This is a genomic window from Qipengyuania algicola, assembly GCF_042492175.1.
In the GTDB taxonomy this organism is placed as follows: domain Bacteria; phylum Pseudomonadota; class Alphaproteobacteria; order Sphingomonadales; family Sphingomonadaceae; genus CAJXSN01.
This window is the reverse complement of the sequence record NZ_CP170453.1, coordinates 2,716,970-2,741,455: the sequence shown is the minus strand read 5'-3', so window position 1 is coordinate 2,741,455 and position 24,486 is coordinate 2,716,970. Positions and strand designations below refer to the sequence as shown.

The window sequence follows — 24,486 nt, the reverse complement described above, 5'->3', positions numbered from 1 at the left end:
GTGTTCCTCTGCTGGCCGCACATGCGGCAATCAATCCTGGTTCGCGTCCCTAAATGTCATCGTCATCAGGCGGATAGTCGCCAGTGGCGGCGAAATGGACCATCTCGGCGACATTGGTCGCATGATCGCCGATCCGCTCGATATTCTTGGCAACGAACAGCAATTGCGCCGCGGTCGAGATGGTCTTCGGGTTTTCGACCATATGGCTGACAAGGTTGCGGAAAATGCTATCGTAGAATGCGTCGACCTTGTTGTCGGCGGCAATCACTTCCAGCGCCAGCTCGGGGTCCCGCGCGGCGTAGGCGGTCAGCACGTCATGGACCATTTCGGCGGCCAGTTCGGCCATGGTCGGCAGCAGGGTGAGCGGTTCGAATTTGCCGCGCTCCTTGATCTTATCGACCCGCTTGGCGATGTTCTTGGCGTAGTCGCCAATCCGCTCGACCACGCCGGCGATTTTCAGCGCTGCAATCACTTCGCGCAAATCGTCCGCCAGGGGGGCACGCAGCGCAATGATCCGTACGGCGAGTTTGTCCACCTCGGTTTCCAGCGTATCGAGCTTCTTGTCGCGTGCGACCACGGCATCACCGAGCTCCTTGTCGCCGCGCACCATGGCGTCGATTGCTTCCTGCACGGCGACCTCGGCCAGCCCGCCCATTTCCGCGATCAGGCCACGTAGGCGGGTGATGTCTTCGTCGAATGCCTTGACTGTGTGGTCCATCATCAGCCGTACCGCCCTGTGATATAATCTTTGGTCCGTTCCTCGATCGGATTGGTGAAAATGTCCTCTGTCGGACCATATTCGACCATCTTGCCGAGGTGGAAAAACGCCGTGCGCTGGGAAACGCGCGCGGCCTGTTGCATGGAGTGGGTGACGATCACGATGGCGTACCGCCCGGTCAGATCGTCGATCAGTTCCTCGATTTTCGCCGTGGCAATCGGGTCCAGCGCCGAGCACGGCTCGTCCATCAGGATGACTTCGGGATCGACCGCGATGGCCCGCGCAATGCAAAGGCGCTGCTGCTGGCCGCCGGAGAGTGCCGTGCCGGATTCATCGAGCCGGTCCTTCACCTCGTTCCACAGACCGGCGCGGGTGAGGGATTTCTCGACGATCTCGTCGAGCGAATCCTTGGTTTCCGCCAGCCCGTGGATTTTCGGGCCATAGGCAATGTTGTCGTAGATCGATTTCGGGAAGGGGTTGGGCTTCTGGAACACCATCCCCACCCGCGCACGGAGCTGCACCACGTCCATGCCGGAGGTGTAGATATCCTGCCCGTCCAGCTCGATCGTGCCCTCTACCTTGGCGGAGGGGATCGTGTCGTTCATCCGGTTGAGCGCGCGCAGAAAGGTCGATTTGCCGCAGCCCGACGGGCCGATAAACGCCGTCACAAATTGCGACGGAATATCGATTGTCACAGAATCGATGGCCTGCTTGTCGCCGTAATAGACATTGACGTCGCGCGTGCGCATCTTTGCCTCAGCGTCATTCATATTCTCGTGTCGTACGGTCACCAGGTTTTCTCGAATTTGTTGCGCAGATAAATGGCAAGGCCGTTCATCAGCAGAAGGAAAATCAGCAGCACGATGATAGCAGCGCTGGTCCGTTCCACGAAACCGCGATCGATTTCATCGGACCAAAGGAAAATCTGCACCGGCAGAACGGTGGCAGGCGAGGTGAAGCCATCGGGCGGGCTGGCGACGAAGGCACGCATGCCGATCATCAGCAGAGGTGCGGTTTCACCCAAAGCGCGCGCCATGCCGATGATGGTGCCGGTCAGGATGCCGGGCAGGGCAAGCGGCAGGACATGGTGGAACACCACCTGCACCGGCGATGCGCCGACCGCCAATGCGCCGTCGCGAATAGAAGGCGGAACGGCCTTGATCGCATTGCGCCCGGTGATGACGATGACGGGCATGGTCATCAGGGCCAGTGTCATCCCGCCAATCAGCGGAGCGGAGCGCATATTGGGAAAGATCGTGAGGAAGACGGCCAGCCCCAAAAGACCGAAGATAATCGAAGGCACAGCCGCAAGATTGTTGATCGAAACCTCGATGATGTCGGTCCAGCGGTTCTTCGGCGCGTATTCCTCCAGATAAAGCGCTGCCAGAACGCCCACAGGGAAGGCGAGCAGAAGCGTGACGATCATCGTCAGAATAGAGCCCTTGAGCGCGGCCCAGATGCCCACTAGCTGCGGGTCCGTCGCATCGGCCCGCTGCAGAAAGCCAATGTCGAGCCGCTTGTCGAGCGAGCCCTCGCTTTCGAGGCGGTCAGCCAGCGCCTGCAATTCGGGCGAACCCTCACCTTCCATGCCCTGTGCCAGATCCGCGCTGGCGGCGACCCAGATGTCTTGCTGGCCACGCGCAATGGAGGGATCAGCTACGATCCTGGTCGCGAGTTCGCGCCATGCCTCGCTGCTGATCTCTGCTGCGCCATCCGCGCCCAGAGCTTCTCCGGCGAAATACTCGACGACTTGCGGCAGGCCCTGCGTTTCCAGCGACTGCACGCCGGACTGCTCCAGCGTTGCGGGATCGACCGAAAGGCCAGCCTCGGCAAAATCGATCGGCACTTTAAGCTCGGCCCGCTGGAAGCCTCCAATGCCGTTATACAGCATTGTGCCGAGCAGGAGCAGAAGGACGGCGACCGAGAACGACACCGCACCAAGGCCCAGAAGGCGGAAGCGCTTCTCGGATGCGTAGCGCTGCTTCAGCCGCTTCTCGAAAGCGGCCTGCCGCTCGTCTGAAGCGGACGAAGGCGCGGGCGCGGAACCTGGCGCGCTCAGGGCGGGGCTATCACTCATACGCTTCGCGGAACCGTTTGACGACGCGCAGCGCGAAGAAGTTCAGCGCCAGCGTTACGAGGAAAAGGACAAAGCCAAGCGCGAATGCGCTGAGCGTTGCGGGGTGATCGAAACTGCCTTCGCCTGTAAGCATGGCCACAATCTGCACCGTGACGGTCGTCATGGAATCCAGCGGATTGCCTGACAGATTGGCCGCCGTGCTGGCCGCCATCACCACAATCATGGTTTCACCGATAGCTCGGCTGATGGCGAGCATGATCCCGGCCACAATCCCGGGCAAGGCGGCGGGGATGAGCACCTTCTTGATGGTTTCGGACTGGGTCGCGCCCATCGCCAGACTGCCGTCGCGCATGGCACTGGGGACGGCCGCGATGCTGTCATCTGCCATGGAAGAAACGAAGGGGATAATCATGATGCCCATCACGAGGCCCGCAGCCAGCGCGCTCTCGCTCGAGGCGTTCTGCACACCTGCGGCCTGAGCGATGTCGCGGATGAAGGGCGCAACCGTCAGAGCAGCGAAGTAACCGTAAACCACGGTGGGCACACCGGCGAGCACTTCCAGCGCAGGCTTCAGCCACGCGCGGACCCGGGGATTGGCGTATTGCGTCAGGTAAATCGCGCTCATCAGCCCGAGCGGAATGGCCACAATCATGGCGATGATCGCGCCGATATAGATCGTGCCCCAGAACAGCGGAATGGCCCCATACCGGTCGCCCTGATCGGCATCGGGGTTAGACATCGGATCGGGGTTCCAACTGGTGCCGAACAGGAAATCAATCGGGCTTACAAAGCCGAAGAACCGGATAGTTTCAAAGATCAGGCTGGCGAGGATACCGAATGTCGTCAGGATCGCGACCAGCGATGCGATGAGCAGCACGGCCATGACCGCCCGCTCTACGCGCGTGCGTGCGGTGAAGGAGGGGTTGATCCGCGTGTAAGACCAGAGCGCGCAAACCACAGCAATGCATAGCGCTAGTACCAGCCCGATAACTGTGTAGCGCTGGATTGCTTCACGGAATGGTTCGACCAGAGCGCGGGCCTGCGGATCGAAGACGGCTGCCGCATTGCCTGTCGCCACGGCGCGGGCCTCTGCTAGCAATGTCTCGCGCATGAAGCCGAATTCCGGCAAATCGGCTGCCGCATCGCTCGCGAGCACCGATTGATTGACCAGCAAAGGCATCAATCCCATCCACAGCGCGGCAAAGCCCAGCAGCGGGACACCCACCCACAAGGCCACATACCACCCGTGATAATTTGGGCGCGCCACTGGACGCGCGGAAGGGTTGGGCGCTTGAAACGCCGACGCCTTTGCACGGCCGGCCAGCCAGCCGACAAAGCCGAGGCCGAGAGCAACAAGTAAGAGCAGGGCCGGCGACATCAGCGTGGCGGTTCCTCAAAGTGTTCGAGTCGCGTTTGCCGCGCGTTAGCAGCGGGTTACCGGCTGCGCCATGTCCCACTGGATACAGGAGTGGATAGCGATCGATTGGGGCCTGATTTCAAGCCTTGATTTTCCCGGATCGGCATGTCGAATTTGTGTTTCAGCTTTGTGACATTCTGTCGCCGGAAGCTGCTTTTCCGTCTTTCGTCACGCTTTGTGAAACCGTTGACAAAAGAGGAATTCGCGCGGTTACGGTCGTGCCTTCTCCCGGTGTGCTGCGAATTTCCAGACGGCCCCGGTGCCGCTCCACGATGTGCTTTACAATCGCCAGTCCGAGGCCGGTCCCGCCCGACGCCCGGCTGCGGCCCGGATCGGTGCGATAGAAGCGCCTTGTCAGGTGCGGCAGGTGTTCATGCGGAATGCCTTCACCGGTATCGCTGACAATGAGGCGGGCATTGCCGTGCGGTCCGGTATCCAGAGCAACGCTGACCGTTCCGTCTGCAGCGCCGTATTTGAGCGCATTGTCGACCAGATTTCGGGTCAGTTGTTCCAATTGCTGCGCGTCGCCCGCGACCCGTAATCCGGCGTCGATGTTCATCTGAAGGCGATCACGCCGGTCCGCTCCGGCGGCATCCTGCGCGGCGCGCTCCACCAAAGCGGAATAGTCGAGAGGTTTGGCAGGCTGCTCGTGTTTCTCCGCCTCAATCCGGGAGAGCGACAACAGATCGCTGACAAGACTTTGCAGGCGCCGCGCCTCGCGGTGGATGGTGTCGAGAAATTTGGTTGCCATGGGCGTATCGAGCTCGCCCGGATTTTCCCGCAATGTTTCGGCATATCCGATGATGGATGCGAGCGGCGTGCGCAGTTCATGGCTGGCATTGGCGACGAAATCCGTGTGCGCGCGCCCGATATCCGCTTCGCTGGTGCGGTTGAGCAATTCAATCACGGCATAGTCCGCGTCGAGCACATGGCGGCTCACCCGCCAGATATCGCGCCGTCTGACGAGGCCGGTGACAATCGCTTCCCCGTGCTTGCGCGATTCCATCAGGGCAATCGCTTCGGGATGACGCAGGGCCACGCGCGGGTCCTGGCCGAGAATGTGATCCCCCAGAACCGACCGGGCGGCCTTGTTGGCAACGGTAATGCGCGACCCCTTGGTCAGCAGCAGAGGCGTGCCGGAATGTTCGATCATCGCGGCCATACTGTCCGCGATCGCAATGGCGGAGGACGCACTGGCCCCATCGTCAGGGAAGCGCTGTTCGCTGGGTTCGCGCGCCAGTAGGGCGACGGACCCGCTCCAGATAGCGAACAAAAGGATGGCGAGGGCAGGCGCCAGCCCCGCTAGCGCCAACGCCGTAGACGTCACCCCGGCCAGAACAATGGCAGGCCAGAAGAAAATTTGTGCCGGGTTCATGAGCTGACCTCTAGCCGCAGGAACCGCGCGCCACCAGTCACGTCCGGTCGTATCGCCACAGATACGCAAAATCTCTTCGCGCCGGGCTGAGCGCGTTTGTGGCAATGAGAAGAGGAGAAATGCGCCTCCGGGTGGTGACCCCTACGGGAATCGAACCCGTGTTTCAGCCGTGAAAGGGCCGCGTCCTAACCGCTAGACGAAGGGGCCGTATCGGGACCAGTCCCGGAGGCGAGCCGCGCATTTAGGGAGGGGGTGTGACGCGGTCAAGCCCCGTTTGCTCTCAAATGCGCGCAAACGGATGGCTTATCCTGCGCTAATCCGCCCAAGCAGCATCTTCGAGATGCAATTCGGCACGCGGGGTGGGGCCCCAGTCGTCGATTTTGGCGCGGCCTGCCAGCCATAGCCGCCGCCCCTTCGCACCGTGGAGCAATGCCTGACCCATTTCGGTTTCAGCCGCGCGGAATGCGATGGCTTTGAGCGAGCCTCCATCGGGCCCTCCCGCGATCAGCCGCAAGTGATCGCTCCCCACAATATCTGCCTTGATCAGATGCACCGGCCCGACAGCGACTCGCGGGCCGGGCCAGCCGACGCCGTAGGGGCCTGCTCCGTCCAGTGTGTGCACCAGATCGGGGGTCAGACCACGAGCGGCCAGCGAGAGGTCGAGGACCATTTCGCGGCCTTCGTTCGCCTGCGAGACAGCGCGCTCGAGCCGTGCATCGAGCCACTCGGAGAACGCCTCCAATTTCTCGGTCTCGATTGTCAGGCCCGCCGCCATCGCGTGGCCTCCGCCAGCGACCAGCAGCCCTTCCTCGCGCGCGGCAATGATCGCTGCGCCCAGATCAACGCCGGAAATGGAGCGGCCCGAACCTTTGCCTGTTTCCCCGTCCAACGCGATGACGAGTGCGGGCTTGCCGGTCTTTTCCTTGATGCGTCCAGATACGATACCAATCACGCCGGGATGCCAGCCATGGCCCGAGACAATCTGTACGGCGCGGTTGTGCTGCGCTGCGATCTGCTCCTCGGCGGCGGCTTGCACCTCTGCTTCAATCTGGCGGCGGTCTTCGTTGAGGGCGGAAAGCTGCTCGGCAATCGCTCGCGCTTCTTCGGGGTCTTGGGTCGTGAGCAGCCGAACACCCAAGGTCGATTCGCCGACCCGCCCGCCAGCATTAATGCGCGGACCGAGTGCAAAGCCGAGATCGCTGCATTGCGGTGCGCGTTTCAGGCGGCTCGCGTCGATCAGGGCGGCCATGCCGATATTGTCCCGCTTGGCCATCACCTTCAGGCCCTGCGCGACAAAGGCCCGGTTAAGCCCGTGAAGCGCGGCGACATCGGCCACGGTCCCCAGCGCCACCAGATCGAGCAGGGCGCGGATGTCGGGCTCTTTGCGGTCCTTGAAATAGCCCTGCTCCCGCAGGGTGCGCACAATCGCGATTGCCAGCAGGAAGGCCACACCCACTGCCGCGAGATGCCCGTGTGAGGCGGCGAGGTCGTTCTCGTCCAGTCGGTTCGGATTCACCAGCGCGACGGCTTGCGGAAGTTCTGCGGCGCATTTGTGGTGGTCGACCACGATCACATCGATCCCCGCGTCGCGCGCCTGTGCCAGAGCATCAAAGGCCATTGCCCCGCAATCGACAGTCACGATCAGACTTGAGCCGCTCTTCCCCAGCTTGACCAAAGCCTCGCCGCTTGGACCGTAGCCCTCCAGCAGCCGGTCGGGAATGTAGTACTGCGCGTCGGCATCCAGCATCCGCATCAGCCGGATCAGCAAGGCTGCACTGGTCGCGCCATCGACATCGTAGTCGCCGTAAACGGTTACTGTCTCGCCGGAGATTATCGCCTGTGCGACCCGCTCCGCCGCGGTATCCATATCCCGAAATTCGGACGGGTTCGGAAGAAACCCGCGCAAGGTCGGTTGCCGGTGCCGTTCCAGATCGCTGCGCTCAACACCGCGCGCAAGCAGCAGCTGCGTCGTGATGTCATCTTCAAGGCCCGCGACGCCCGAGCCTGCCATCGCGTCATCCGTCATCGCCATATTGCCGCCACGCCAGCGCCAGCGCTTGCCGCTGAGCGACTGTTCGACACCGCAGACAGCGGAAATTGCATTGGAAGCCATGAAAGCATTCTACCCGAAACGAGAGGCAAGGGGAACGCAGCGTCCATTGACTTTCGACAGCCCACAATCTCTTTTGGCGCGCCATGGACAACGGCACTTCTTTGCTCATTATCTGGCACAGCCGAACGGGAGCTGCACGGGCAATGGCGGAGGCAGCATTCGAGGACGCTGGGGACGGCGCGATGTTGATGCGGGCCGAAGATGTTGAGCCAGACGCTCTGCTTACAGCGGACGGTTACCTGTTTGTCTGCCCGGAAAACCTCGCCACGATGAGCGGCATGATGAAAGAGATGTTCGACCGGTGTTATTATCCGGTTCTGGGACGTATCGAAGGACGGCCCTATGCGACGGCCATTGCTGCGGGCTCAGATGGGGAGGGTGCCCAGCGCCAGATCGACCGCATTGCCAAAGGCTGGCGGCTGAAACGGGTGGCCGAGCCTTTGATCGTGAATATGAGCGCGCAGACCGCAGAAGAAATACTGGCCGAAAAATTCGTTGGCGAACAAGAACTGGGCAAATGCCGGGAACTGGGGGCGGCAATGTCGGAAGGTCTTAGGCAGGGCATATTTTAGAAGATGCGTCCAAACCGGATACAATTGCGCGCTGGGGACTCGACCAAATCCTTGGAACAAGGCAATGTTTTGTCGCCCGCCCAAGGAGAATTTACGATCGCACATGGTGGAGGCGCCGCCGAACCCGGCAAAGCCATTCCCTCTTTGCTGCTGCTGTTTCCCCGTGGGAAGCGGCCCGGCAGCGATGTATTGCACGATGTTTTGCACGGGGCATCGGCGCGAGCCGATGGGATCGCCGTTTCACTCGATTATTCGGACATTACCGGATCGGATGAAGACGGACCTTGGTTTGAGCTTATCGCGAATGCAGTCACGATGGAATTGCGAGGTTTCGGCGCCGCCAAATCCTCAGATGCTATGACAGTAAAGGCATTGTCGGCTTCGGTTGACGAGGCAGCGGAAGCTGCTGGTTTCGGCCAATTGGAAGCAGTGATGCTGCACGTTTCGCCGCATCTGGAAAGCGGGGCGATGGCGACACCGGTGCTGCGGGCACTGTGCTCTGCCGGCGCGCGGATTGGTGCGCATCTTGAGCATTTGGCGGCTTTTGCATGGCCGGATTCCGGCGTGCTTTTTGCTCCTGCGCAGTTCAGTCAATTGATGGATGACTGGAGCACTGCCAGCCAGCCATCGGCCGCATTCTTCGTCGGTTTTCGTGACGAGATAGATCGCGGAATGGTCAGTCGCGGTTTGGCCCGCTTCACGCAGCAGGAATTACGCCTGGAACCGGAGCTGGTGGAAGACCGCTCCGATGCCATCAGGCTGGGGCAGCGGGTTGCCGCCCAGCTTATCCCCATGGGCAGGATGAGCGAGGCGCAGGAGTTTACTCTGCCGGACACCCGCATCTTGCGGCTCGAGCCATCAGCCAATGGCCGGTTTGTCCGGGCCTTTCTCGGCTGAGGGGATTGGGCCGGGCGGGGCGATTGTAACGACGCAGCTGTCGATGACCGTTGTGGCCTAGCCGCCAGTCGCTCCCGCCAAGGCTGCCTTGGCTGCGTTGTATTCTGTCTCCAGACGCGCGACCATTTCCTCGACTGTGCCGACGCTCTTGACCGCCCCGACGCCCTGGCCCGAACCCCAAATATCTTTCCACGCCTTGGCCTTGGTGTTGCCGCCGCTGCCGAAATTCATCTTGCTGGGATCGCTGGTGGGCAGATTGTCCGGATCAAGGCCCGCATTCTCGATTGAGCTGCGCAGATAGTTGCCGTGCACGCCGGTGAACAGGTTCGTGTAGACGATGCCGTCCATGGTCCCGTCAACGATACCCTGCTTGTAGCCCTGATCGGCATTGGCTTCCTCAGTCGCGATGAACGCGCTGCCGATATAGGCAAAGTCGGCTGACAGAGCCTGCGCGGCGAGGATCGACCGGCCATGGGCGATGGATCCGGACAGCGCGATCAGCCCGTCAAACCATTCGCGGATTTCCTGCATCAGGGCGAAGGGCGACAATGCGCCCGCATGGCCGCCTGCGCCAGCGGCAACGGGGATCAGACCAGTCGCGCCTTTCTCGATCGCCTTGTGCGCGAATTTGTTGTTGATCACGTCGTGCATCGTGATGCCGCCCCAATTGGTCACGGCCTGAAAGATTTCTTCCCGCGCACCGAGCGAGGTGATGATCATCGGTACTTGCCACTTTTCGCACGTCGCCATGTCCGCCTCGACCCGGTCGTTCGATTTATGAACGATCTGGTTCACCGCATAGGGCGCGGCGGGGCGATCGGGGTTCTCGCGATTATGCTTGGCCAGTTCCTCGGTGATCTGGTGGAGCCATTCATCCAGCAGCGATTGCGGGCGGGCGTTGAGGGCCGGGAAGCTGCCCACAATGCCTGCCTTGCACTGCGCGATCACCAGTTCCGGGCCGGATACGATGAACAGGGGCGAACCGATTACCGGCATGCGCATACGGTCGAACGGGGCGGGAAGGCTCATATGTATCTCTCCGGAATTTGTATTTGGCCGCGCTTATCGTGGCGGGGCCCACAAAGTCGAGAGGGCCTTTTTGCTAGGGTTTGGTTGCCTTCCTTGGCGTGTCCCCGTGCCGTAACGTCAGGTGTCTGACAGCGAGTCCTCGATTGCGTAGAATTTCGCCGCAGTCCCGCTGTAGAGCGCCGTTTTCTCGTCGCCACTGGCCCCCGAGGTGATCCTTTTGAAGGCATTCCACAGCACCGGATAGCTCGCGCCCCAGTGATCGACAGGGTAATTGCTTTCGAACATGCCGCGGGTCGGCCCGAACGCGTCGATGCAGGTTTCGATATAGGGCCGCCACAGCGCGGCGAGCTCTTCCGATCCTTTGCCGGCAGAAGGTCCTTCTTCGGGCATCCCGCAGAACGCCATGGCCAGGCCGCCCAGTTTGACGCTGACATTGTCGAGGCTGGCCAGCTCGCGGATAGAGGCCTCCCAGCGCTCGTAATTCTCTTCCAGCGTGCCCTTGTATGCCCCAACGTTCAGAGGTGTGCCGCAGTGATCGAGGCAGATGGGTTGATTGGGAAATGCCTTTGCCAGATCGATGACATCGCCCAATTGCGGTTCCAGCACCCATGCATCGAAGGTCAGGCCCATTTTGCCTAGATGCGCAAATCCTTCGCGGAATGACGCGCTGGCGTAGAGGCCTTCGGGAGCGTGGAAGGGCGGGCCCAGAACCTCCGGATCGGCATCCCATGCGCCCTGATGGCGGATACCCTTGAACCGGCCATTGCCCGCCGCGACCAGAGATTCCAGCACCGCCGCAGCCTTGTCGCCCAGCATCATATTGGCATGGCCGATAATGCCAGCACACGCACGGTAATTGCCATAGAGGCCGCTGGCCGATTGCGCGGCGACACCGTTCACATATTCGACTTCGCCGACGACTTTAAAGTCTTCGGCCCGGTCTGCGTCGTAGAACGCGCCGCACTCCATAAACACGGTGGCGACAATGTTGTGGCCGGTATCGGTGTCCTCACGCAGCGCGTCGAAGTTGTAATACGGCTTCTCCGCAAGGGCCGCGATAAAGTGATGGCGCGGTTCGGGAAACATCGAGACCAGCGGACGCAAATCCCACAAATGGTGGTGCGGATCGACAATCGGCAGATCGGGTTCGAGGATCGCTTCTGTCATCAATCTACTCCGCTGTGTGTTGTTAGCTGATTGCCGTGTTTGCTGCGCTTAGCACGGCTCTGACCGAAGCCGTTGCAATATCCTCGTCGATCCCGCAGCCCCAAACGGTGTTGCCGTCCTTATCGAGGCATTCGAGATAGGCAGCCGCGCGGGCGTCGGTGCCGGTGCCCAGTGCATGCTCGGTATAATCCTGCACTTCCAGATGCAGACCAAACGCCTGCTCGATGGTCGTGATGACAGACGAGATGAGGCCGTTGCCGCGTCCGCTGACGCTTTGCTCCTTGCCCGCAACCGCGATGGTTCCGGCAAACAGGCGCGTTCCGTCGGCAGCGCGGCTCTCTTCGTAATTGACCAGTTGGAAATGCTTGTCGCTGGTTTGCACGTGATAGGCGCTGCGGAAGGTCTGCCAGATGTCCGCAGCATCCAGTTCGCGGCCCAGACGGTCGGCCATTTCCTGCACGTGACGCGAGAAATGGGCCTGCATCTTCTTGGGCAGTTTGAGGCCTTGGTCCTGTTCCAGCACCCACGCAAAGCCGCCTTTGCCCGATTGGGAATTCACGCGGATCACCGCTTCGTAATTGCGGCCCAGATCGGCAGGGTCGATCGGCAGATAGGGCACGCGCCAGCGCTCGTCATTCTGGCGCCCATGCGCATCGAAGCCTTTCTTGATCGCATCCTGATGGCTGCCGGAAAACGCGGTGTAGACCAGCTCGCCGCCATAGGGATGCCGCTCATGCACCGGCAGTTGATTGCAATATTCGACGGTTTCGATCACCCGGTCGATGTCCGAGAAATCGAGGCCCGGATCGACGCCTTGCGTGTACATGTTGAGCGCCATGGTCACGAGGCAGCAATTGCCGGTTCGCTCGCCATTGCCGAACAGGCATCCCTCGACGCGGTCGGCTCCCGCCATCAGCCCCAGTTCTGCCGCGGCTACGCCTGTCCCTCGATCGTTATGCGTGTGTAATGATATGACCACGCTGTCGCGGTTGGGAATGTTCTTGGCGAAATACTCTATCTGGTCGGCATAGATGTTGGCCGTCGCGGCCTCCACTGTGGCCGGCAGATTGAAGATAATTGGATGGTCTGGCGTCGGGGCGAGCACCTCCATCACCGAGGCGCAAACCTCCAAGCTGAAGTCGAGTTCTGCGGTGGAGAATGTCTCCGGACTGTACTGGAAATGCCAGTCGGTATCGGGCTGCTTCGCCGCCTCGTCGCGCATCACCTTGGCTCCGGCCACGGCGATATCGCGCACTTCGTCGCGGGTCATTCCAAAGACAATATCGCGCCATGCCGGGCTTACAGCATTGTATAGGTGCACGATGGCTTGCTTCGCGCCGGTCAGGCTCTCGAAGCTCGTGCGGATCAGCTCCTCACGACTCTGGGTCAGCACCTGCACCAGCACATCATCCGGCACGCGGCCTGACTTGATCAGACCGGAGATAAAATCGAACTCGGTCGCGCCAGCGCTGGGGAAGCCGACTTCGACTTCCTTTACGCCGATGTCCATCAGCAGATCGAAGAAGCGGTTTTTCTTAACCGCGTCCATCGGGTCGATGATCGACTGGTTGCCATCGCGTAAGTCAGTGCTGAGCCAGCGGGGCGGGGCAGTGATGGTGCGGGCGGGCCACTCGCGGTTTTCCAGCGGGACCTGCGGGAAAGCGGCGTATTTGGCAGAAGGATTGCTGAGCATTGGCATGACGGTTCGCTAACTCGGTATCTCTGATGGAATGGCCTGAGATGTCCCTTGAGCGCTTGCCGCGCGCCCATCGGCCACGCGTCAGATCACGCCCAAGGGCGCGTTAGTCGTAGCAAACGGGTATCGTGGCGTGTCATGAGCATATGTGTTGCCGAAAATGCCGCGTCACGCAAGCGCAACGCGGCAATTCGTGGTTCCTAGTTCTTGGTCTTGTCGACCAGCTGGTTGTCACCGATCCATGGCATCATTGCGCGAAGGCGAGTCCCGACTTCCTCGATCGGATGCGCTTCCTGACGCTTGCGGCTCGCCTTCATTTCCGGATTGCCGACCATGTTGTCCATCATGAATCGCTGGACGAAGCGCCCCGCCTGGATGTCTTCCAGAACGCGTTTCATCTCGGCCTTTGTCTCGTCGGTGATGACGCGCGGGCCGGTGTGATAGTCGCCGTATTCCGCAGTGTTGCTGATGGAATAGCGCATATTTGCAATGCCGCCTTCATACAGCAGATCGACGATCAGCTTGGTCTCGTGAAGACACTCGAAATAGGCCATTTCTTCGGGGTAACCGGCCTCTACCAGGGTCTCGAAGCCCGCCAGGATCAGGTGGCTGATGCCCCCGCACAGCACGGCTTGCTCGCCGAACAGATCGGTCTCGCATTCGTCCTTGAAGGTGGTCTCGATGATCGCGGAGCGGCCTGCGCCCATTGCGCCGGCATAGGCGAGGGCGAGCTGCTGCGCGAAGCCGTTGCCGCCGCTGCCGGAGCCTTCCTGATGCACGGCAATCAGCGCGGGAACACCGCGGCCGTTCTCGTATTCGTTACGCACCGTATGGCCGGGGCCTTTGGGGGCGATCATGATCACGTCGAGATCGGCGCGCGGTTCGATCAGGCCGAAATGAACGTTCAGACCATGGGCAAAGGCGAGAGCGGCGCCTTCCTTCATGTTGTCCTTGAGGTCGCGGTTCCAGATTTCCGCCTGCGTTTCATCGGGGGCGAGGATCATCACGATGTCGGCCCACTTGGCTGCATCGGCGTTGGACATGACGGTGAAGCCAGCGGCCTCGGCCTTCTTCGCCGTTGCGGAGCCTTCGCGCAGGGCAACGCGGACTTCGCCCGCTCCGCTATCGCGCAGGTTCTGGGCGTGGGCGTGGCCCTGGCTGCCGTAGCCGACGATGACGATGTTGCGCTCTTCGATCAATTTGCGATCGGTGTCGGCGTCGTAATAAACTTTCATGGGTGGTCCTTTTTCAAACTTTGTCGTCTCCCCAGCGAAAGCTGGGGCCTGTGTCCACAAATTCCGTCTTGGCTGCACGAGACCCCAGCTTTTGCCGGGGCGACGCGGCCTCTCAAGCCCCTTCGGCCCCGCGCATCATCCCGACAATGCCGGTGCGGCCGATTTCCACCAGCCCCAGCTCGCGCATCAGGTCGATAAAGCTGTCCAGCTTGTCCGGCGGGCCGGTGATTTCGAAGATGAAACTCTCTGTCGTGGTGTCGACCGGGCGCGCGCGGAAGATGTCCGCAAGTCGCAGCGCCTCGACGCGTTTTTCGCCCGTGCCGGCAACCTTCACCAGCGCCAGCTCGCGCTCCACATGCGGGCCTTCCTCGGTCAGATCGACCACGCGGTGCACCGGCACCAATCGCTCTAACTGCGCCTGTATCTGATCGATCACTTGCGGCGGGCCGTTGGTCACCACGGTAATCCGGCTGACCGCATGGTCTTCCGAGATATCCGCCACGGTCAGGCTATCGATATTGTAACCGCGCGCAGTGAACAGGCCGGTGATCTTCGCCAGAATGCCTGGCTCGTTATCGACGGTGACGGCGAGAACGTGCCGTTCGGATTTGGCTTCTGTAATTTTCATCAAACCAGCGCCTTCGCTTCGTCGTCCATCGTGCCTTCGGTTTCGTCACCATAGAGCAGCATGTCGGTGTGCGCCGCGCCGCTGGGGATCATCGGCAGGCAGTTGGCTTCTTTGGACACGCGGCAATCGACGATCACCGGGCCATCATGAGCGAGCATCGCCTCGATGCCTGCGTCCAGTCCGGCTTCTTCCTCGATCCTAATGCCCTTCCAGCCATACGCCTCTGCCAGCGCGACAAAGTCCGGCAGGCTGTCCGAATAGCTGTTGGAATAGCGGCTTTCATAGGTCAGTTCCTGCCACTGGCGGACCATGCCCATATATTCGTTGTTGAGGATGAAGACCTTCACCGGCAGGCGGTATTGGCTGGCGGTGCCGAGCTCCTGAATATTCATCTGGATGCTGGCCTCGCCCGCGATGTCGATCACCAGCGCATCGGGGTTGCCCAATTGCGCGCCGATAGCGGCAGGAAGGCCGTAGCCCATCGTGCCAAGGCCGCCGCTGGTGAGCCATTTGTTCGGGCCCATGAAACCAAAATACTGCGCCGCCCACATCTGATGCTGGCCGACTTCTGTGGTGATGATCGGGTCGCGGTCGCGGGTGAGGGCAAACAGGCGCTCGACAGCCTTTTGCGGCATCATCAGCCCTTCCGTCCCGGCGGCATCCGGGTAGGCGAGGCATTCGCGCGCGCGCCATCCGGCAATGCGCGCCTTCCATTCACCGCGGTCGGGATGGCTGCGTTTGCCCCAGCAATCGACCATCTGTTGAAGCACAGTGCCGCAATCGCCAACAATGCCCAGATCAACGGGCACCACCTTGTTGATGCTGGCCCGGTCGATATCGATGTGGATCTTCTTGGAGTTGGGGGCGAAGGCGTCCAGCCTGCCGGTGACGCGGTCATCGAACCGCGCGCCAACGGCCACGATCAGATCCGCCTGATTCATGGCCATATTCGCTTCGAACGTGCCGTGCATGCCCAGCATCCCAAGCCAATCAGGATGGTCCGCGCTAAATGCGCCCAGACCCATCAGAGTGGACGTAACCGGTGCATCGGTCAGCGCCTGCAATGCGCGCAAGGCCGTGCTGGCATTGGGACCGGAATTGATAACGCCGCCTCCGGTGTAGAAGACCGGGCGTTCTGCCGCTGCCAGCATCTCGACTGCTTCCGCAATCGTTTCTGCGGGAGCGACGGTGGCGGGTTGGTAGCGTGCCGAGGCAAGCGCAGGGTCCTTCGCCGCCCGGCCTGCCTGCGCAATCTGCACATCCTTCGGAATATCGACCAGCACCGGGCCGGGGCGGCCCGTGGTTGCGATGCGGAAAGCTTCGGCCAGTGTGGCTTCCAGCGCATCGGGATCCTTCACGAGGTAATTGTGCTTCGTGCAATGACGCGTGATGCCGACCGTGTCCGCTTCCTGAAACGCATCGGTCCCAATCAGGCCGGTCGGGACCTGGCCGGTTATGACCACAAGCGGGATCGAATCCATATACGCGTCGGCAATACCGGTGACGGCATTGGTCGCACCGGGCCCGCTGGTAACCAGCACAACGCCGGGCTTGCCCGTGCTGCGGGCATATCCCTCTGCCGCGTGGGCAGCGCCAGCTTCGTGGCGCACAAGAATGTGGCGCAGACGCTTATCGCCAAACATCTCGTCATAGATCGGCAGCACCGCGCCGCCGGGATAGCCGAAAACGAATTCGACGCCCTGTTCGACAAGGCTGTCGACAAGGATCCGCGCGCCGCTGCGCTGTTTCGCTGGGGTGCCGAGATTGGCATCTGGGGAGGGCATCGCAGTCTTCTCTCAAAAGTAGAGCCCGGTGTTGGGGGAAACACCGGGCCCTTTGGGTCTGGAGTCTCGATAGGCGTTATAATCTATCTTGTCAAGGCTCTCTATTGTAATAATATTTCAAAATGGTGTTCGACCAATTGGGTCGGGCTGGATTGCTCTCGCTCTCTGGGCCACCATTCGGGCGGCTGGTTACGGAACCAAGTATATTGCCGCTTTGCATATTGCCGCGTGGCAGTGCCACCCGCTTCTTCCACCGCGTCGCGCGATTGCTTGTCCAGAGTGGCAATTTCGGGCACGCCGATAGCGCGCATAACGGGCAGATCGGGATGCAATCCGCGCTTCATCAGTGCCTCCACTTCCTCGACCGCTCCATTGTCCAGCATCCAGCGAAACCGCTCATTGCAGCGTGCATAAAGCCATTCGCGATCGGGCAGTAAGATTAGGGGGTGCAGCGCGATATCCTGTGCAATCCCGCCTTCTTTGTGCTGCTGCCAGTCACCCAGAGTTCTGCCGGTCGAGGCGGCAACTTCCAGAGCGCGGCAAAGGCGCTGCGTGTCGCTTGCGCCAATCCGGGCCAGCGACACCGGGTCCAGCTCGGCAAGTTCGGCTCGTACCTTCTCGAGGCTGGCCGAGCGAATACGCTGCCGCACATCCTCGGCAATTTCGGGGATCGGCGCGATGCCTTCCAGCAGGGTTTGCAGATACAGCCCCGTGCCCCCAACAAGAATGGGGACCGCGCCTGCAACATGGGCGGCTGCAATCTCGTCCTTCGCTGCTTTCGCCCAATCGGCCGTGGAACACGCCTGTGCGCCGTCCCACGTGCCGAACAGGCGGTGCGGTATGCCGCGCATTTCCTCTCGGGTCGGCCGGGCGCTGACGACTTGCAGATCGGCATAGACCTGCATGCTGTCGGCATTGATAATGACTGCATCCCGTCCCCGATCGTGCAGACGCAATGCGAGTTCCACCGCCACATCGCTCTTGCCGCTCGCGGTCGGCCCTGCGATGAGCGCGACCTCTTTCCCGGCCTTATCTTTCGGAGAATTGTCAGTGCCCATCGCCCGGCTAATAGCAGACCCTCAGGCGCTGGAAACAGCCGTCGACCCACTGCTTGCCGCACTGGACAACGCGGGGATGCCCGTCGCCAATGCATCCATGCTGGAGCATTGCGGAGAAGTTCTGCAGTTAGAGTTGCCGAACTGCGATGTGCGGGCCTTACGCGCGGCTATCGATGAGCATTTGGGGCAAACCGATGGCCTGATTGCACAAGATGGCTTCGCGCTGCCGAAACTGTTTGTGTCCGATATGGATTCCACAATGATCGGACAGGAATGTATCGACGAGCTGGCGGATTTTGCAGGGCTGAAGGACAAAGTTTCCGACATCACCGAGCGGGCAATGCAGGGCGAATTGGACTTTGAAAGCGCCTTGAAAGAACGGGTCGGTCTGCTGGCCGGGCTCGATGAAAATGCTATCCAGCGTTGTCTGGACGAGCGGATCAAACCGACGCTGGGCGCGCGGGATCTGGTGCAAACATTGAAGGCGCACGGGTGCCGCACAGTTCTGGTGACCGGGGGCTTTCACCATTTTGCCGATCCGGTGGCAGCTATGCTGGGCTTCGATCAAGTGGTCGGCAACCGACTGGCCGTTGCTGACGGCGTACTGACGGGTGAACTCGCGGGCCCGGTTGTGGACAGCGCAACGAAAAAGGCGACGCTTGAAGAAGAGTTGGCGAGGCTGGGGCAGGGGGCTCGGACGTTGACGGCGGGTGACGGGGCCAACGATATCCCGATGATTGCCGCGTCCGATTACGGCATGGCTTACCGTGCAAAGCCGAAAGCCCGCGAGGCCGCCAATGGGTGGATTGACCGGGGGGATCTGACGGCGGTCCTGGCGCTGCTCGACATTCCGGCGGGTGAGCGGGTTTCTGCCTAAGGGCTTCCTATTTCCGCCGTTCACGCTATATTGACATTGATGTCAGTAAGGGATGCGGAATGACCGACCAGCAAGCCATTCATTCGACAATCGAATGTGCCCGTGACGGGACCATTCTGCGTGACCCGCGCCGTCCAGAGCCGAAATATTCGCTGCCCAATGCGTTCGGCCATTTCCGCGAACTGCTCAAAGACAAGGAGGACACCAGCCACGTCTTCCGTATTTTTGAATCGCTCCCGTCCAAGAATTTCATGGATCGCGTGCGGGCTCTGACCTTGAGTGAGCATGGCGAGACCTTGCGTGCCAATGAGCCCTCGCTGGTTCCGATCCTCGATGACCATGAAAAACTGCGGAAATTGCCACGCGGAAGTGTCGCGCATGCTTATGTCAATTTCATGGAGCGCGAAGGCCTTTCGGCAGCGGGGCTGGCTGCGGAGGCCGACAAGCTTGGCAATGTCCGTTATAACGATCTGGTGCAATGGTTCGGCTTCCGGTCGCGCGATACGCATGATCTGATGCATGTCCTGACAGGATATGGCCGCGATGCTCTGGGTGAGCAATGTGTGCTGCTCTTCACCTATGGCCAGTCACCCAGCCATGGTCACTTGCTGATCGGCTATGCCGGAGCAGTGAACATCAAGAAGACGGTCAAGAGTCCTGCGCCCGTGATGAAGGCCTGCCGTCAGGCGCAGCGCACCGGACGTGCTTGTCCGCCGCTGGTCGCTATGTCGATCCGCGAATTGCTGGCGATGGATTTGCAGGATGCGCGCACGCGATTTGGTATTCCCGAACCGACATATTACCGCGAATGCCACCGGATCTGGTCAGAAGAAGGCGTCGATCCGTATGATCTGTTGGGCAAGCACGCGGTGGAAGCTCAACCTGCCTGATCTGGCGGCCTGTTGTGCCAGCTTGATCTCAAGTTCTAGAGCCAGCTGGCAATCTGGCTGAGCGGTTTCTTGCGCATGGCATGGGCGGGCACAGTCGCCCCTTCCGCCGGGTGTCCCACAACCACGATCATCATCGGTTTCTCGTGATCGGGCCTGCCGCACAATTCGCGCAGGAACCCCATAGGACTGGGGGTGTGGGTGAGGGTCGCAAGCCCCGCCTCGTGCAGCGTGGCAATCAGCATTCCGCAGGCAATCCCGACGCTCTCATTCACATAATAGTTCTGCGTTTTGCCGTCCTCTTCGATCCCGCCTTTGCGCTGGGCGAACACCACGATCAGCCATGGCGCTGTTTCGAGAAACGGCTTGCTGGCATCGGTGCCGATAGGGGCGAGGGCGGAGAGCCATTCGTCGCTGGCCTTTGGGTCATCGCCGTCTTCGCCATAGAACCGGCGCTCTTCTTCTTCGGCTGCCTGCCGGATGGCGTTCTTCTTGTCGCGTGAGCCGACTACGGCGAAATGCCACGGTTGATGGTTCGCACCATTGGGCGCGCTGCCAGCGGCAAGTATAGCCTGCTCGATAATCTCTCGGGGAACCGGCTGATCGGTAAAATCGCGGCATGTCCGCCGTTTCGAAAGTTTGTCCTGCATCGCCGTGGCACGGGCGAGGCCTTCGGCATCATCTATTGTTGGAAGCGAGTAAGGGTACGTCTGTGGGTCTTGCATGGTGTGCACCTATTGGCCTGCGTTTTGCATTTGAACAAACTGCTGCTCTGGTGGTATTGACAGGATTGTCAGTAATTCTTTGCAAGGGTTCTCGATGTTAGGAGGCTGGCGTGCGATTGATTGATAGGCCTCTGCAGCATCCTGATCGGGCGATGGTTCGATTCCAGCCTTTGAAGGCACTCGGCCATTTCCGCAAGTTGGTCGCGGACAAAGAAGATACCGAGCAGGTCTTTCATATCATCGAAGCGACAGCAGGGCGCAAATCGGCGCGTCAGGCTGCTGCGTTCGTCAAATCTCCCGACGGGCAGAGGCTTCTTGCGAAGGGCAATGACTTGCCGCCAATGCTCGACGATCATGATCGGTGGGCCGATTGCGCGCCCAACAGTGTGGCTGCGCAGTATATGGCCTTCATGCGGCGCGAAGGTCTGACTGCAGCCGGATTGGTGGCGGAAAGCCACAAGTTCAAACCCTTGGAAGAACGCCACGAAGACCTGTACGAATGGTATTTCGACCGGCTGCGCGACACCCATGATTTGTTTCATGTGCTGACCGGTTATGGCCGCGATGCGCTGGGTGAGACCGCGCTGCTCGGCTTCAGCTATTCGCAGAACCACAACAATGGAATTCTGTTTATCGCTTATGCCGGTGCGCGCGAAATCAAGAACGACAGCGGATCCTCTGCGCCGATCTATGGCGCTATCAATGAAGGCCGCCGGTTAGGGCGCGCTTGTGCGAAGCTGGCTCATCAGGATGTCGAAGCGCTTATGCATGAAGACATCGACGAGGCCCGCGCACGGTTGAACCTCGGACGGCCAGCGCTCTACTTCCAGTGCCTCGAAATCATGAAATCCGAAGGCGTCGGGCCAGAGCAGGTCATGACGGGCAACGCCACAGCAGCGTAGGCGCTAGCGATCGGCCTTAGGGATCACGAATTTCAGACCCGACCAGATCTCGTCCACCGCGCATTTCTTCGTGTCGATGAAACCGGTAGCCAAGCCGATCCTTTGGACTTCCGCCTGATCAAGCTCGGTTTCGTGGCCGGAGCCCTTTTTCGGCCAACTCACCCAGACTTGCCCGTCGGGCGCGATGTGCTGGCGCAAATCGGCGAGTTTGCTTTCCAGCGATGTGGCGGAGGTGACGAAAATATGTGCCGCATCCACGCCCTCATCCGGGCTGGCCACGAACATCAACTCCAGCGCGTATTCGTCGATCTCGTCCTGAATATTCGCGGGCATCCCCTCAAACCAGCAGCGCTGTTCGTCCCGCAGGTTGAGCTTTTTAGCGAGCGGGGTGCCGGAATAGCCTGCGGTCATCAGACCTAGCTTTCCATCCAGTCGCGGAAGAAGCTGGCGCTGGCCTCAAGCAAATCAGCAATGGATAGAGTCTGTTCGCCGATGACGAGGCTGTCGCCGCCTGTTGTGCCCACTTCACTGGCGTAGAGTTCGACCGCATTGGCCCGCTCGATCACGGCCGGGTCACTGGTTGCGACCAAGATCCGCCCCTGATCTTCGCCGAACAGAGCAGCGGTCAGCTTGTCTGTTTCCGGCAATTTCAGCTTAGCACCGATGCCGCCAGACATGGCCATTTCGGCAATTGCGACCAGAGGTCCGCCATCGGAAACATCGTGCGCTGCGCTGATATTTCCTTCTGAGATAAGAGCGCGGACCAGTTCGCCCAGCCGCTTCTCCACCGCCAGATCGACCGGTGGCGGCGAACCGTCTTCACGCCCGTGAATGGTGCGCAGCCACTGCGACTGGCCCAGATGGCCGGGGCCGTAGCCGATCAGCAAGATGGTCTCGCCTTCCTTGACAAAACTGCTGGCCATCATGTTGGCGCTATCGTCGATCAGACCCACGCCGCCAATCGCGGGGGTCGGCAAAATGGCGCTGCCGCCACCCGTCGCCTTACTTTCGTTGTAGAGCGACACATTGCCGCTCACGATCGGGAAATCGAGCGTGCGGCAGGCCTCGCCCATGCCTTCCAGCGCGTGGACCAGCTGGGCCATGATTTCAGGCCGTTCGGGATTGGCGAAATTGAGGCAATTGGTCACTGCGAGCGGACGCGCACCGACGGTGCTCAGATTGCGATAGGCCTCTGCAACTGCCTGTTTGCCGCCTTCGAACGGGTCGGCATAGACATAGCGCGGAGTGCAATCGGTGCTGATCGCGAGTGCTTTCTGTGTTCCGTGAACGCGGACCACACCGGCATCGCCGCCTGTCTGCAGCGTATCCGCTCCGACCTGGCTGTCATATTGCTGCGCAATCCATTGGCGCGAGGCGAGGGCGGGGCTGGCCATCAGCTTGAGAAGATCGCCAGCGATATCGGTGCTTTCGGGCACATCTTCCAGCGCGGGCACCTTGGCCCAGGCGCTGTATTCGTCCTTCGACAGATAGGGCCGGTCATATTCGGGAGCATCGGCGGCGAGCGGGCCGAGCGGAATATCGCACACCACTTCGCCATCGAATTCCAGCACCATGTGGCGGGTATCGGTCACTTCGCCGATGACCGCGAAATCGAGTTCCCACTTCCTGAAAATCTCGGCGGCCATCGCCTCCTTGCCGGGCTTGAGCACCATCAGCATACGCTCCTGGCTCTCGCTCAACATCATCTCGTAAGGTGTCATGCCCTCTTCGCGGCATGGCACGGCGTTCATGTTTAGGCGGATGCCGGCTTTGCCATTGGTGGCCATTTCCACACCCGAAGACGTCAGGCCCGCTGCGCCCATGTCCTGAATCGCGACGATGGCATCGGTCGCCATCAATTCCAGACAGGCTTCGATCAGCAGCTTCTCGGTAAAAGGATCGCCCACTTGCACGGTCGGGCGCTTCGCTTCGGTATCCTCGCCGAAATCGGCGCTCGCCATGGTCGCACCGTGGATTCCGTCGCGGCCGGTTTTGCTCCCGACATAAACGATCGGATTGCCGACGCCGGTGGCGGCGCTGTAGAAAATCTTGTCCGCATCTGCGACCCCCACAGTCATCGCATTGACGAGGATATTGCCGTCATAGGCCGGGTGGAAGTTCGTCTCGCCCGCGACAGTCGGCACGCCGACGCAGTTGCCATAACCACCGATGCCGGCGACCACGCCCTGCACCAGATGCTTCATCTTGGGATGCTCCGGCCGCCCGAAGCGCAGCGCGTTGGCGTTGGCAACCGGCCGCGCGCCCATAGTGAAGACGTCGCGCAAAATCCCGCCGACGCCGGTCGCTGCTCCCTGATAAGGCTCGATGTAGGACGGGTGGTTGTGGCTCTCCATCTTGAAGATACAGGCCTGACCGTCGCCAATGTCGATCACACCCGCGTTCTCGCCCGGTCCGCAGATCACCCACGGCGCTTCGGTCGGCAATTTCTTCAGATGCAGGCGCGATGATTTGTAGCTGCAATGCTCGGACCACATGACCGAGAATATGCCGAGCTCCACCAGATTGGGCTCGCGCCCCAATCCAGCGAGCACGCGCTCATATTCCTCCGGGCTCAGCCCGTGCTGTTGAACTATTTGCGGGGTGATCGAGTCGGTCTGTGTCGCCATGCCCGCCGCTTAGCGCTGCAGGCTCGCCACTGCCAGTCCGACCTCGCGTTTATGCCACCGTGTCGCGCCCACCCATGCAGCAATCAGGGTGACGATCAGGAAGGACAGCAAGGCGGTGAGATACAAAGCCGGTCCCGCTTCGGTTGGTTCGGGGCCGAACCAGTTGATTGCCTGCATGATCAGCATGACACCGATGAGGATGAGCGGCGGTGCAATCGGACCGCGCGTGCGGCTCATGAAATAGGCGAAGCTGCCAAGGATCAGCGCCAGTTCCAGCGATATCGCTGCCCAGGGATAGTCCCATAGACCCAGCCCGATTTTATGGTCGCCGCCAGCCAGCGTAAGATCGGGACGGTGGGTGACCAGATCGAGAATCCAGTGCGACAACACCACGAAGAACCCGATCACAGCCGGAACCGCATTGCGCCACCTAACCAGTGCAAACAGCGCGAAGGCGAGGCCCCAGACCGCTGTCCCCAATAGGCTGTGGGTGTAGGGCATGAAGTACAGGTCGAGCGGGTTCATGGCCGTGATCCCCGGCACCACGCGCATCTGTTCCAAACCGATCAGGGTGAAGGTGAAGAACACCCAATCCACCAGCTGCGCCCCGACAAACAGGGTCGGCAGGCTGGGCGCGCGACGCGATGCGGCAGCGGCGACGAATGCGGCTGAGAAATGGCCGATGAACATGTGTGCTTAGGT

The 24,486-nt window shown here is 60.8% G+C and carries 22 protein-coding genes and 1 tRNA gene; 5 read left to right on the top strand and 18 right to left on the bottom strand.

The genetic code is table 11. The annotated features are described in order from the left end of the window. Window positions 1–49: 49 nt before the first annotated feature. The 7 genes from phoU to recJ form a co-directional block, all read right to left on the bottom strand. Complete coding sequence (gene phoU / locus ACFCW2_RS13070; protein ID WP_379546986.1) at window positions 50–721, bottom strand: phosphate signaling complex protein PhoU; 672 nt, start codon at window positions 719–721, stop codon at window positions 50–52. After that, entirely contained in the window at window positions 721–1,488 is a 768-nt protein-coding gene (gene pstB, locus ACFCW2_RS13065; RefSeq protein ID WP_379546984.1) for a phosphate ABC transporter ATP-binding protein PstB, read from the bottom strand. The genes phoU and pstB overlap by 1 nt, the downstream gene beginning before the upstream one ends. A 17-nt stretch (window positions 1,489–1,505) precedes the next feature. Next, complete coding sequence (gene pstA / locus ACFCW2_RS13060; RefSeq protein ID WP_379546982.1) at window positions 1,506–2,795, bottom strand: phosphate ABC transporter permease PstA; 1,290 nt, start codon at window positions 2,793–2,795, stop codon at window positions 1,506–1,508. After that, window positions 2,788–4,173: a phosphate ABC transporter permease subunit PstC gene (pstC, locus tag ACFCW2_RS13055; RefSeq protein WP_379546981.1), complete on the bottom strand. Its 1,386-nt coding sequence runs from the start codon at window positions 4,171–4,173 to the stop codon at window positions 2,788–2,790. The genes pstA and pstC overlap by 8 nt, the downstream gene beginning before the upstream one ends. 160 nt (window positions 4,174–4,333) lie before the next feature. After that, window positions 4,334–5,587 (bottom strand): ATP-binding protein, encoded by a 1,254-nt coding sequence (locus ACFCW2_RS13050; protein WP_379546979.1) that lies wholly within the window; start codon window positions 5,585–5,587, stop codon window positions 4,334–4,336. A gap of 132 nt (window positions 5,588–5,719) precedes the next feature. Further along, window positions 5,720–5,794 (bottom strand) — tRNA-Glu (locus ACFCW2_RS13045). 106 nt (window positions 5,795–5,900) lie between these two features. Then, on the bottom strand, window positions 5,901–7,700 hold the full coding sequence (gene recJ, locus ACFCW2_RS13040; RefSeq protein ID WP_379546977.1) for a single-stranded-DNA-specific exonuclease RecJ: 1,800 nt from the start codon (window positions 7,698–7,700) through the stop codon (window positions 5,901–5,903). Window positions 7,701–7,843: 143 nt separating this feature from the next. Between recJ and ACFCW2_RS13035 the strand changes: the two genes are divergently transcribed. Next, complete coding sequence (locus ACFCW2_RS13035; RefSeq protein WP_379546975.1) at window positions 7,844–8,272, top strand: flavodoxin family protein; 429 nt, start codon at window positions 7,844–7,846, stop codon at window positions 8,270–8,272. 69 nt (window positions 8,273–8,341) lie between these two features. Further along, window positions 8,342–9,169 (top strand): hypothetical protein, encoded by an 828-nt coding sequence (locus ACFCW2_RS13030; protein WP_379546973.1) that lies wholly within the window; start codon window positions 8,342–8,344, stop codon window positions 9,167–9,169. Between the two features lie 57 nt (window positions 9,170–9,226). On the opposite strand, the gene ACFCW2_RS13025 is transcribed toward ACFCW2_RS13030, so the two are convergent. The 7 genes from ACFCW2_RS13025 to miaA all read right to left on the bottom strand — a co-directional run bounded on the left by ACFCW2_RS13025 (window position 9,227) and on the right by miaA (window position 17,766). Further along, window positions 9,227–10,198: an NAD(P)H-dependent flavin oxidoreductase gene (locus ACFCW2_RS13025; protein ID WP_379546971.1), complete on the bottom strand. Its 972-nt coding sequence runs from the start codon at window positions 10,196–10,198 to the stop codon at window positions 9,227–9,229. 117 nt (window positions 10,199–10,315) lie between these two features. After that, entirely contained in the window at window positions 10,316–11,365 is a 1,050-nt protein-coding gene (locus ACFCW2_RS13020; protein WP_379546969.1) for an amidohydrolase family protein, read from the bottom strand. 22 nt (window positions 11,366–11,387) lie between these two features. Beyond that, a complete protein-coding gene (leuA, locus tag ACFCW2_RS13015; RefSeq protein WP_379546967.1) occupies window positions 11,388–13,064 on the bottom strand; it encodes a 2-isopropylmalate synthase in 1,677 nt (558 codons plus the stop codon). A gap of 197 nt (window positions 13,065–13,261) precedes the next feature. Then, window positions 13,262–14,296: a ketol-acid reductoisomerase gene (gene ilvC, locus ACFCW2_RS13010; protein WP_379546966.1), complete on the bottom strand. Its 1,035-nt coding sequence runs from the start codon at window positions 14,294–14,296 to the stop codon at window positions 13,262–13,264. Between the two features lie 112 nt (window positions 14,297–14,408). Then, the gene (gene ilvN / locus ACFCW2_RS13005; RefSeq protein ID WP_379546964.1) at window positions 14,409–14,924 is read right to left on the bottom strand and encodes an acetolactate synthase small subunit; all 516 of its coding nucleotides are present in this window, start codon (window positions 14,922–14,924) and stop codon (window positions 14,409–14,411) included. Then, a complete protein-coding gene (gene ilvB / locus ACFCW2_RS13000; protein ID WP_379546963.1) occupies window positions 14,924–16,708 on the bottom strand; it encodes a biosynthetic-type acetolactate synthase large subunit in 1,785 nt (594 codons plus the stop codon). Before ilvB ends, ilvN begins: the two co-directional genes overlap by 1 nt. A 101-nt stretch (window positions 16,709–16,809) precedes the next feature. After that, window positions 16,810–17,766, bottom strand: a complete 957-nt coding sequence (gene miaA / locus ACFCW2_RS12995) for a tRNA (adenosine(37)-N6)-dimethylallyltransferase MiaA (RefSeq protein ID WP_379546962.1) — start codon at window positions 17,764–17,766, stop codon at window positions 16,810–16,812. 76 nt (window positions 17,767–17,842) lie between these two features. Here miaA and serB point away from each other — a divergent pair, with 76 nt between their 5' ends. Next, window positions 17,843–18,643, top strand: a complete 801-nt coding sequence (serB, locus tag ACFCW2_RS12990) for a phosphoserine phosphatase SerB (RefSeq protein ID WP_379546960.1) — start codon at window positions 17,843–17,845, stop codon at window positions 18,641–18,643. 59 nt (window positions 18,644–18,702) lie between these two features. Then, window positions 18,703–19,533 (top strand): Coq4 family protein, encoded by an 831-nt coding sequence (locus ACFCW2_RS12985; protein ID WP_379546959.1) that lies wholly within the window; start codon window positions 18,703–18,705, stop codon window positions 19,531–19,533. 35 nt (window positions 19,534–19,568) lie between these two features. Here the strand turns inward: ACFCW2_RS12985 and ACFCW2_RS12980 are convergent, their stop codons facing one another. Beyond that, window positions 19,569–20,255: a nitroreductase family protein gene (locus tag ACFCW2_RS12980; RefSeq protein ID WP_379546957.1), complete on the bottom strand. Its 687-nt coding sequence runs from the start codon at window positions 20,253–20,255 to the stop codon at window positions 19,569–19,571. Between the two features lie 110 nt (window positions 20,256–20,365). Between ACFCW2_RS12980 and ACFCW2_RS12975 the strand changes: the two genes are divergently transcribed. After that, on the top strand, window positions 20,366–21,157 hold the full coding sequence (locus ACFCW2_RS12975; protein WP_379546956.1) for a Coq4 family protein: 792 nt from the start codon (window positions 20,366–20,368) through the stop codon (window positions 21,155–21,157). Window positions 21,158–21,160: 3 nt separating this feature from the next. Here ACFCW2_RS12975 and ACFCW2_RS12970 read toward each other — a convergent pair whose 3' ends face one another. From ACFCW2_RS12970 to ACFCW2_RS12960, 3 genes are read right to left on the bottom strand one after another with little or no spacing between them, the layout of a single operon-like run. Then, complete coding sequence (locus tag ACFCW2_RS12970; protein ID WP_379546955.1) at window positions 21,161–21,568, bottom strand: DUF3052 family protein; 408 nt, start codon at window positions 21,566–21,568, stop codon at window positions 21,161–21,163. A gap of 5 nt (window positions 21,569–21,573) precedes the next feature. Further along, a complete protein-coding gene (purL, locus tag ACFCW2_RS12965) occupies window positions 21,574–23,784 on the bottom strand; it encodes a phosphoribosylformylglycinamidine synthase subunit PurL (protein WP_379546953.1) in 2,211 nt (736 codons plus the stop codon). 9 nt (window positions 23,785–23,793) lie between these two features. Next, the gene (locus ACFCW2_RS12960; protein ID WP_379546952.1) at window positions 23,794–24,474 is read right to left on the bottom strand and encodes a hypothetical protein; all 681 of its coding nucleotides are present in this window, start codon (window positions 24,472–24,474) and stop codon (window positions 23,794–23,796) included. Window positions 24,475–24,486: the final 12 nt, after the last annotated feature.

Bases quoted from the DNA above. Each gene is read 5' to 3' on its own strand.
- phoU (WP_379546986.1), bottom strand. From the start codon at position 721: ATGATGGACCACACAGTCAAGGCATTCGACGAAGACATCACCCGCCTA.
- pstB (WP_379546984.1), bottom strand. From the start codon at position 1,488: ATGAATGACGCTGAGGCAAAGATGCGCACGCGCGACGTCAATGTCTAT.
- pstA (WP_379546982.1), bottom strand. From the start codon at position 2,795: ATGAGTGATAGCCCCGCCCTGAGCGCGCCAGGTTCCGCGCCCGCGCCT.
- pstC (WP_379546981.1), bottom strand. From the start codon at position 4,173: ATGTCGCCGGCCCTGCTCTTACTTGTTGCTCTCGGCCTCGGCTTTGTC.
- ACFCW2_RS13050 (WP_379546979.1), bottom strand. From the start codon at position 5,587: ATGAACCCGGCACAAATTTTCTTCTGGCCTGCCATTGTTCTGGCCGGG.
- recJ (WP_379546977.1), bottom strand. From the start codon at position 7,700: ATGGCTTCCAATGCAATTTCCGCTGTCTGCGGTGTCGAACAGTCGCTC.
- ACFCW2_RS13035 (WP_379546975.1), top strand. From the start codon at position 7,844: ATGGCGGAGGCAGCATTCGAGGACGCTGGGGACGGCGCGATGTTGATG.
- ACFCW2_RS13025 (WP_379546971.1), bottom strand. From the start codon at position 10,198: ATGAGCCTTCCCGCCCCGTTCGACCGTATGCGCATGCCGGTAATCGGT.
- ACFCW2_RS13020 (WP_379546969.1), bottom strand. From the start codon at position 11,365: ATGACAGAAGCGATCCTCGAACCCGATCTGCCGATTGTCGATCCGCAC.
- leuA (WP_379546967.1), bottom strand. From the start codon at position 13,064: ATGCCAATGCTCAGCAATCCTTCTGCCAAATACGCCGCTTTCCCGCAG.
- ilvC (WP_379546966.1), bottom strand. From the start codon at position 14,296: ATGAAAGTTTATTACGACGCCGACACCGATCGCAAATTGATCGAAGAG.
- ilvN (WP_379546964.1), bottom strand. From the start codon at position 14,924: ATGAAAATTACAGAAGCCAAATCCGAACGGCACGTTCTCGCCGTCACC.
- ilvB (WP_379546963.1), bottom strand. From the start codon at position 16,708: ATGCCCTCCCCAGATGCCAATCTCGGCACCCCAGCGAAACAGCGCAGC.
- miaA (WP_379546962.1), bottom strand. From the start codon at position 17,766: ATGGGCACTGACAATTCTCCGAAAGATAAGGCCGGGAAAGAGGTCGCG.
- serB (WP_379546960.1), top strand. From the start codon at position 17,843: ATGCCCGTCGCCAATGCATCCATGCTGGAGCATTGCGGAGAAGTTCTG.
- ACFCW2_RS12985 (WP_379546959.1), top strand. From the start codon at position 18,703: ATGACCGACCAGCAAGCCATTCATTCGACAATCGAATGTGCCCGTGAC.
- ACFCW2_RS12980 (WP_379546957.1), bottom strand. From the start codon at position 20,255: ATGCAAGACCCACAGACGTACCCTTACTCGCTTCCAACAATAGATGAT.
- ACFCW2_RS12970 (WP_379546955.1), bottom strand. From the start codon at position 21,568: ATGACCGCAGGCTATTCCGGCACCCCGCTCGCTAAAAAGCTCAACCTG.
- purL (WP_379546953.1), bottom strand. From the start codon at position 23,784: ATGGCGACACAGACCGACTCGATCACCCCGCAAATAGTTCAACAGCAC.
- ACFCW2_RS12960 (WP_379546952.1), bottom strand. From the start codon at position 24,474: ATGTTCATCGGCCATTTCTCAGCCGCATTCGTCGCCGCTGCCGCATCG.